The 7,778-nt window shown below is 64.4% G+C and carries 6 protein-coding genes; 3 read left to right on the forward strand and 3 right to left on the reverse strand.

What is annotated here, in order from left to right; all coding sequences use genetic code 11:
• Positions 1–129 precede the first annotated feature (129 nt).
• Entirely contained in the window at positions 130–279 is a 150-nt protein-coding gene (locus tag AWB67_RS40095) for a DUF2188 domain-containing protein (protein WP_125477795.1), read from the reverse strand.
• A gap of 322 nt (positions 280–601) precedes the next feature.
• Between AWB67_RS40095 and AWB67_RS33175 the strand changes: the two genes are divergently transcribed.
• The gene (locus tag AWB67_RS33175) at positions 602–2,161 is read left to right on the forward strand and encodes a methyl-accepting chemotaxis protein (RefSeq protein ID WP_087660258.1); all 1,560 of its coding nucleotides are present in this window, start codon (positions 602–604) and stop codon (positions 2,159–2,161) included.
• A gap of 168 nt (positions 2,162–2,329) precedes the next feature.
• Positions 2,330–3,634, forward strand: a complete 1,305-nt coding sequence (locus AWB67_RS33180) for a solute carrier family 23 protein (protein ID WP_087660259.1) — start codon at positions 2,330–2,332, stop codon at positions 3,632–3,634.
• A gap of 89 nt (positions 3,635–3,723) precedes the next feature.
• Here AWB67_RS33180 and AWB67_RS33185 read toward each other — a convergent pair whose 3' ends face one another.
• The gene (locus tag AWB67_RS33185; protein WP_087660260.1) at positions 3,724–5,391 is read right to left on the reverse strand and encodes a Na+/H+ antiporter; all 1,668 of its coding nucleotides are present in this window, start codon (positions 5,389–5,391) and stop codon (positions 3,724–3,726) included.
• Positions 5,392–5,817: 426 nt separating this feature from the next.
• Between AWB67_RS33185 and AWB67_RS33190 the strand changes: the two genes are divergently transcribed.
• Positions 5,818–7,140, forward strand: a complete 1,323-nt coding sequence (locus AWB67_RS33190) for an EAL domain-containing protein (protein WP_087660261.1) — start codon at positions 5,818–5,820, stop codon at positions 7,138–7,140.
• Positions 7,141–7,205: 65 nt separating this feature from the next.
• Here AWB67_RS33190 and AWB67_RS41065 read toward each other — a convergent pair.
• The coding region (locus AWB67_RS41065) for a T6SS immunity protein Tli3 family protein (protein WP_159965060.1) at positions 7,206–7,778 on the reverse strand (573 nt) is incomplete at its 5' end.

Here is a 7,778-nt window from a genome sequence, read left to right on the forward strand (position 1 = left end):
TCGCTGTTCGCTGTTCGCTGTTCGCTGTTCGCTGTTCGCTGTTCGCTGTTCGCTGTTCGCTGTTCGCTGTTCGCTGTCGCTGTCGCAAATCGTTCCATCCTTGCGATGGATGACGACTTCAACGCCTTCTCATTTAGCTTGCTGTCGCGCGTGTCGGGACGTTTCAAACTGAGTGTCCTTAACTACGCCGACTCGTCTCGCACCCTCTTTCTTCGTTTCCCAACCGCCACAATGCGGCACGATATGAATATCGCGCTTCTTCGTCACGGGTAAATTCATCCCCAAAAAAAACCGCTCAAAGCCGGGTGGCAGTGAGCGGACAAGATCGGAGAGTTACAACGACAACATGCGCATACATGGAGATACGCATGTCCGTCAGCTTACTTGGCGAGCCCATCCGACCCCATACGGAAACTCCTAAAAACAGGGGCGTAGCACGATCACGCGCATCGCAATACCCATATACCCACCATCCCAACCTCAAGAACCCACAGAACCGCGCCGTAAAAGCTTTGTGCGCGACAACTAGCTCGCGTGAAGAGTCCGATCAAAGCGGTCCGTCGAATTCGTCGGCGGCGCGTCGGGCCAAGGGGAGACACAGATGAAATGGTTTGACCGCCTGTCCGTGATGAACAAGCTCTTGCTGTCGTTCGCGGTCGTGATCGTGATTACGGCGTGCGTCGGCGGGACCGGCGTCCTCGCGCTCGCGAAGATGCACGGCCTCACCGAAGACATCAGCGTGCTTCACATGGACGGCCTCTATTCCGTCGAGGAAGCGAACAAGCACAAGCTCGACACCGACCTCGCCGCCGCCAACCTCACCTTCGCCGACGACGCCGGCAAGGAAAAGCTCAAGCAGAACATCACGGCATCGCTCGCGAGCATGCATCGCGCGCTCGACAACACCCGCGCGACCGTTTCGTCCGCCGAAGGCATCGCGCTCTACGACGACGCCGCCAAACGCGCCGTCGCCTGGGAAGACATCGTGCTGATGCAGACGGGCGCGAAGCCGCGGCCCGCCGCCATCGATCAGATGGGCCTCATCGAGCAGGCGATCGCCGCGAGTGGGGAGACGCGCGTCGCCTTCGAGCGGCTCGTCGATTTCAAGCGACGCAGCGCGACCGAAGCGCAGAAAGCGTCGGCGGCGGAGTATGAATCGATGCGTATCGTGATGATTTCGCTCGTGCTCGGCTCGATCGTCGCAGCCGGGCTGCTCGCGGCGCTGATCGGCCGGCGGCTCTCGAAGCAACTCGGCGGCGAGCCGGCGTATGCCGCGCAGATCGCCGATCGCATCGCGGCGGGCGACCTCGCAACGCGCGTCGCGATTCGCGAAGGCGACGACAGCAGCATGCTGCACAGCCTCGCCGGCATGAGCGCGAAGCTGGCGGACATCGTCGGCGGGATCCGGGAGTCGAGCGAGTCGATCCTGCTCGCGTCGCGTGAAATCGCGCAGGGCAATACCGATCTCTCGCAACGCACGGAAGAGCAGGCGGCGTCGCTGGAGGAAACGGCTTCGAGCATGGAGGAACTCACGTCGACCGTACGCCAGAACGCCGACAACGCCCAGCAGGCGAGCGGGCTCGCGCGCGGGGCGTCGGAGGTGTCGGCGAAGGGGAGCGAACTGGTCGGCGACGTCGTCGATACGATGCGTGAACTCGCGGCCGGCTCGAAGCGGATGACGGACATCATCGCGGTGATCGAAGGCATCGCGTTCCAGACGAACATTCTCGCGCTGAATGCGGCCGTCGAGGCGGCGCGGGCGGGCGAGGAAGGGCGCGGCTTCGCGGTCGTGGCGGGCGAAGTGCGCTCGCTCGCGCAGCGCAGCGCGATGTCGGCTAAGGAGATCAAGGAGCTGATCGAGGCATCGACGGCGCGCGTCGACAGCGGCGCGCAACTCGCCGAGCGCGCGGGCAGCACGATGGCCGAGGTCACGGACGCCGTCCAGCGCGTGACCGACATCATGGCGCAGATTTCGTCGGCATCGCACGAGCAAAGCACGGGCATCGAGCAGGTGAACCGCGCGGTCGCGCAGATGGACCAGGTGACGCAGCAGAACGCGGCGCTCGTCGAGCAGGCTGCGGCGGCCGCGGGCGCGATGGCCGACCAGGCCGAGCAGCTGAAAGGGGCGGTGGCGGTGTTCGAGCTGGAGCGCAGGGTTTGAGGCGCGCGGTGGCTTTGAAATTCCATTGAAAGGTGCCCGGCTAGCCCGGGCTGTTCAAAGGCGTCTGCCTCGCTTGTCAGCGCGAATCCCCATCCGTACACTCGCGCCTGTTTCCAAGACAAGCGCGCCGCACGGACGGCGCATCCACGCCGAGAAGGAGAGCCGCCCATGTCCGATTCCTATTTCCCGCGCTGGCGGACCCAGCCGAGCGCCGACGCCGGCCGCGTCGTCGCGCCCGATGAGCGGCTCCCCTGGCCGCAGATGTTCGCGATGGGCGTCCAGCACGTCGTCGCGATGTTCGGCTCGACCGTGCTCGCGCCACTCCTCATGGGCTTTGATCCGAACCTGTGCATCTTCATGTCGGGCATCGGGACGCTGCTGTTCTTCGTGCTCGTTGGTGGGCGCGTGCCGAGCTATCTCGGCTCGAGCTTCGCGTTCATCGGCCTCGTGATCGCCGTCACCGGCTACAGCGGCCACGGCCCGAACCTGAACATCGGCGTGGCGCTCGGCGGGATCATCGCGTGCGGGGTCGTGTACGCGATCATCGGGCTGATCGTCGCGGCGACCGGCACGAACTGGATCGAAGCGCTGATGCCGCCGGTCGTCACCGGAGCGATCGTCGCGGTGATCGGGCTGAATCTCGCGCCGATCGCCGTAAAGGGCGTCTCCGCCACCAACTTCGATTCGTGGATGGCGCTCGTGACGGTGCTGTGCGTCGGCGGCGTCGCGGTGTTCGCGCGCGGCATGGCGCAGCGGCTCCTGATCCTGATCGGCCTCGCGATTGCCTACGCGATCTACGCCGTGCTCACGAACGGCATGGGCCTCGGCGGCAAGCCGATCGACTTCTCGATCGTCTCGAACGCCGCGTGGTTCGGCATGCCGCACTTCACGGCGCCCGTCTTCAACGGCCAGGCGATGACGCTCCTCGCGCCGATCGCGATCATCCTCGTTGCGGAAAATCTCGGGCACATCAAGGCGGTCGGCGCGATGACGGGGCAGAGCCTCGACCGCTACATCGGCCGGGCATTCATTGGCGACGGGCTGGCAACGATCGCCTCAGGCTTCGCCGGCGGCACGGGCGTGACGACCTACGCGGAAAACATCGGCGTGATGGCGGTCACGAAAATCTACTCGACGCTCGTCTTCGTGATCGCGGCGGTAATTGCGATCGTGCTCGGCTTCTCGCCGAAGTTCGGCGCGGTCATTCAGACGATTCCGGGTCCGGTGCTGGGCGGCGTGTCGATCGTGGTGTTCGGGCTGATCGCGGTAACGGGCGCGCGCATCTGGGTCGTGAACAAGGTCGATTTCTCCGACAACCGTAATCTGATCGTCGCGGCCGTGACGCTCGTGCTCGGCGCGGGCGATTTCACGCTGAAGCTCGGCGGGTTCGCGCTCGGTGGGATCGGTACGGCGACGTTCGGCGCGATCATTCTGTATGCGCTGCTGCGCCGGCGCGGATCGGGCGTGGTTTGAACACTCGGACCGTCGTGCCGCGTTTTCTGTACGTGCTCATGCGCGGGCGCCGGTCAGGCGTAGTCTGAGCCCTCAGGCCGTGAACAAACTCAAACCGTCGCCCCTCTCTTCCTCGTCACGATCGCCGTCTCCGACAAATCGATTTCCCGCATCAGCTTGTTCAGCGTTTCGTCGTTGATCGTCTGATCGGCGCGCAGTTTCAGCAACGTGGCGCGCTCGGCCCTGAGCGCCGCCATCCGCAGCTTCACCTCCACCGCCTCGCTGTGACGCGCCGCCTTGCTCGGCGCTTCGTCGTCGCCGAGCGTTTCCAGCCGCCGCCGGTACGTACTCATCACGCGCGCGGTCGTGTCCGCGCAGCGCGCCGACGACGCCTCGTCCATGTCGTCGATCAGCCGGTCGTGCGCGTCGTCGATCGCGCGGATCGCCGCCTGCGCCGCCTGCCGCCGCGCGATGCGTTCCTCGGCCGCGTTCGGATTGCGGCTCGTGCGCTCGCCGCGCAGCAACACCGGCAAGCCGACGACCGCCACCAGCAGCGACGCCAGAATTACGCCCGACGCGATGAAAATCGCCACGTCGCGGCCGGGCAGCGGCGTGCCGTCGGTCAGCGTGACGGGCAGCGCGAGCACGCCCGCGAGCGTGACGGCGCCGCGCACGCCGCCGATCGTCGTCATCGCTAGGGTGCGCGCGCCGGGCGCGGCGCTCTCGATGCCCTGTTTCGCGGCGCTGCGGCTCGCGAACCAGCGCAGCAGATAGACCCACACGAACCGCAGCGCGTACAGCGCGACCATCACGGCCGCGACGTAGCCGATCAAAAGCCACACCTGCTCGCTGCCGTCGCGATGCGCCTCGATCAGCGCGCGCCCGAGGATGTGCGGAAACTGCAGCCCGAGCAGGATGAACACCATGCCGTTGAAAACGAACTCGATCATCGACCAGGTGCTGGTCATGCGGACGCGCACAACGGTGGGAATCCCTTCGCGCAGGCTCTGGATATTCATCATCATTCCCGCCGATACCGCCGCCAGAATGCCCGAACAGCCGACGTGCTCGGCGATGAGATAAGCGGCGAACGGAATCAGCAGCGTGAGCGTGACGCCGGCGGCGGGGTCGTCGTCTTCGGAGAATTTCAGAAGGCGCGACGGAATCTCCGTGACCACCCAACTGATCGCCGCACCGATCACGAGCCCGCCCGCTGCGATCACGACGAAGCTCACCGCCGCGTCCTGGAACGAGAACACGCCGGTCAACGCGGCGGCGATCGCGAATTTCAGCGCGACGAGACCCGACGCGTCGTTCATCAGCGCCTCCCCTTCGAGGATATGCATCAGGTGCGCCGGAATCCGGTTGCGCCCGGCGATGCCGGTGAGCGCGACGGCATCGGTCGGGGAGAGCACGGCGGCGAGCGCGAACGCGACGGGCAGCGGCATCGCCGGAATCATCGCGTGCAGGAAGTAGCCGAGTGCGCCGACCGTGATGAACACGAGCCCGAGCGCGAGCATCAGGATCGCGCGGCGCTGCATGTAGAGCTCGCGTTTCGGGATGCGCCAGCCATCCGCGAAAAGCAGCGGCGGGATGAACAGCATCAGGAAGATTTCAGGATCGAACGTGACGTGCAGCCCGAAACCCGGCCACGCGAGCATGGCGCCGAGCGCGATCTGGATCAGCGGCAGCGGCAACTTGAACGGCAACAGGCTCAGGCCGACCCCCGAGAGCGAGACGACGAGCAACAGGATCAGAACGGTAAAGACGATTTCCATTTTTTCGAGAGAACGCGGCGAGCGCTTGGAAGTCGGGCGACGAGACGCCTAGGATGATTGAAGAGCGAGCGGAAGTTTAGCCCTTTGATGCAAAAGGGCACCCGAACCGCTTTCGTCCGACCGATTGCACTGCATTGGTGCGCACCGCACGCGTGCCTGCGCGCGTATGACGTCTTGCGGTGCATCGCCCGTGCAAAAGCCCGACAAACCGGCCTGTGTAGCTGAGCACGGAGCTTGCTTTATCGATCGCCACGGGACGCCATAGATTCCCGGCGAGATCAAAGAGGGCCGTTGCATGAAAAGCGAATTGGTGGAAACGGGCGCGCGTCGGGGCGCGGACCCGGGGGTGGGGGGAAGCCTCGTCGCCAAGGTCCGGGCTGGCATGTTGGCGGTGCTTCGGACCCGAATGCAGGCGAGGATGCAGAGATGGTGATTGCGAATCCCGAAAAAGCGACGATCTCTCCGCGCAGCTTCGAACTCAGCGTGAGTTCGGGTTTCGACCGCTATTCGGTCGAACACGGCGACCTGACGCTCTCAAGCGTGTTCCAGCCGGTGTTCAGCCTCTCGCACATGCGGGCGGTCGGCTACGAAGGGCTGCTGCGCGCGCATGACGGGCTCGACCGCCCCGTTTCCCCACTCGATGTGTTCGGGCAGGCGGCGCGCGTCGGCGAGGCGCTGCAGATCGACCGGCTCTCGCAGGCGCTGCACCTCGAGAATTTCAAGATGCTCGGCGCACAGACCGAGTGGCTCTTCCTGAACGTCCATCCGGGCGCGCTGACGGAGCCGTATCACGCCGCCGCGCTGCTCGCGAACCTGAAGCGCCTGAAGATCGAACCGCGCCGCGTCGTGCTCGAAGTGCTGGAGCAGCGCGCGGAGGACATCGAACGGCTAGCGGAAGCCGTGCAGCAATTCCGCGAGCACGGTTTTCTGATCGCCCTCGACGATTTCGGCGCGGGGCATTCGAACATCGAGCGGATCTGGCAGCTCGATCCCGATATCGTGAAGCTCGATCGCGTGATGCTCTCGCATGCGGGGCACAACGTCCACGCGCCGACGTCCGCGCGCACGAACAAGCAGCGGCGCAACATGGAGGCAGTGCTCTCGGGGATCGTCTCGCTCTTGCACGAGGCGGGCAAGCTGGTGCTGATAGAAGGCGTGGAGACTGAGCACGAGGCGCAATTGGCGCTCGCGAGCGGTGCGGACTTCGTGCAGGGATTTTTCTTCGCGCGGCCGTACCCCGGCCTCGCCGACAGCGTGCAGGCGCAGACCATCATCAGCGAGTTGACGGAGCGTTACAGGATGCAGACGGAAGCGCGCGAGCGGCGCGTCGCCACGCGTCTTCAGCCTTATGTGCGCGCGTTCGAGCGGGCGGCCGAGCGTTTGGCGGCGGGCGAGCCGCTGGAAGAAGTCTGCTGGAATTTTCTCGCGCTCGACAACGCGGCGCGCTGCTTTCTGCTCGACCAGAACGGCCGGCAGGCGGGGCGCAACGTCGTGTTGCGCGCGGACCGGGCGGCGCACGAGGCGCGTTTCATGCCGCTCGTCGATGCGCAGGGCGCGAACTGGCTGCGCCGGCCGTATTTCCGCGAGGCGCTCGGCGACCCGGAGCGCGTGCACGTGACGAAGCCGTATCTGTCGATCAACGAGGCGCTGCCGTGCGTGACGCTCTCGGTGGAGACGCGCGTCGGCGGGAAGCGCTGCGTGCTGTGCGGCGATATCGACTGGATCGACGGCGAAGACGACGACGCGTGAGCGCCGTCGTGACTGGCTCTAATCTCGCCGAGTTTTCCGACAGGTCGGGCAGACAGGTCGTCGAGTCATTGAGATACAGGTCGATTGGATGGGTGAATGGATGCGTCACAGGTGAAGCGCTCTTGGCCAGAGGGAGAGTGAAGTCCCGTACGCATTTGAACGTCGAACTCGATTCGTTTGTCGTCCGGCAGTTTCCACGCTGTCCCGTATTGAAAGCCCGGAACCAAAGGATATCGAATGACATAAGAATGATATTGCCCCTCTTCCGACACGTATGCCGCGTCACTGGTTACAGCGACCGTGTAGTCCTTCGAATCCTTAAATGGATCAAAGCTCTTCATGTACACCATTCCATGAAACGTCCGTCCGCTGTCGGTTGAATAGATCAGCGATATTGAGCAACCTCGGTCACTGCACGCACGTTCCGGCGGTTGAGACGAAGGAATCACGATGTTCTTTCCAGTGGGATCGGCATTAATCAACCGGCCTTGAAAGTTCTCGATTCCGTTGCGACCGAGTTTCTTGCGAATGCTTTCTTTTGTGTCGTTGTAGTACGTGTCCCCGTGGTGGCAGTCGCTGTAGTTTTCCAGCGAGATGAACCGATGGTCATCGATGCGGTAAATCACCTGTGCCTGCAC

It is taken from the genome of Caballeronia terrestris, from assembly GCF_001544515.1.
In the GTDB taxonomy this organism is placed as follows: domain Bacteria; phylum Pseudomonadota; class Gammaproteobacteria; order Burkholderiales; family Burkholderiaceae; genus Caballeronia; species Caballeronia terrestris.

Bases quoted from the DNA above. Each gene is read 5' to 3' on its own strand.
- AWB67_RS33185 (WP_087660260.1), bottom strand. From the start codon at position 5,391: ATGGAAATCGTCTTTACCGTTCTGATCCTGTTGCTCGTCGTCTCGCTC.
- AWB67_RS40095 (WP_125477795.1), bottom strand. From the start codon at position 279: ATGAATTTACCCGTGACGAAGAAGCGCGATATTCATATCGTGCCGCAT.
- AWB67_RS33190 (WP_087660261.1), top strand. From the start codon at position 5,818: ATGGTGATTGCGAATCCCGAAAAAGCGACGATCTCTCCGCGCAGCTTC.
- AWB67_RS33175 (WP_087660258.1), top strand. From the start codon at position 602: ATGAAATGGTTTGACCGCCTGTCCGTGATGAACAAGCTCTTGCTGTCG.
- AWB67_RS33180 (WP_087660259.1), top strand. From the start codon at position 2,330: ATGTCCGATTCCTATTTCCCGCGCTGGCGGACCCAGCCGAGCGCCGAC.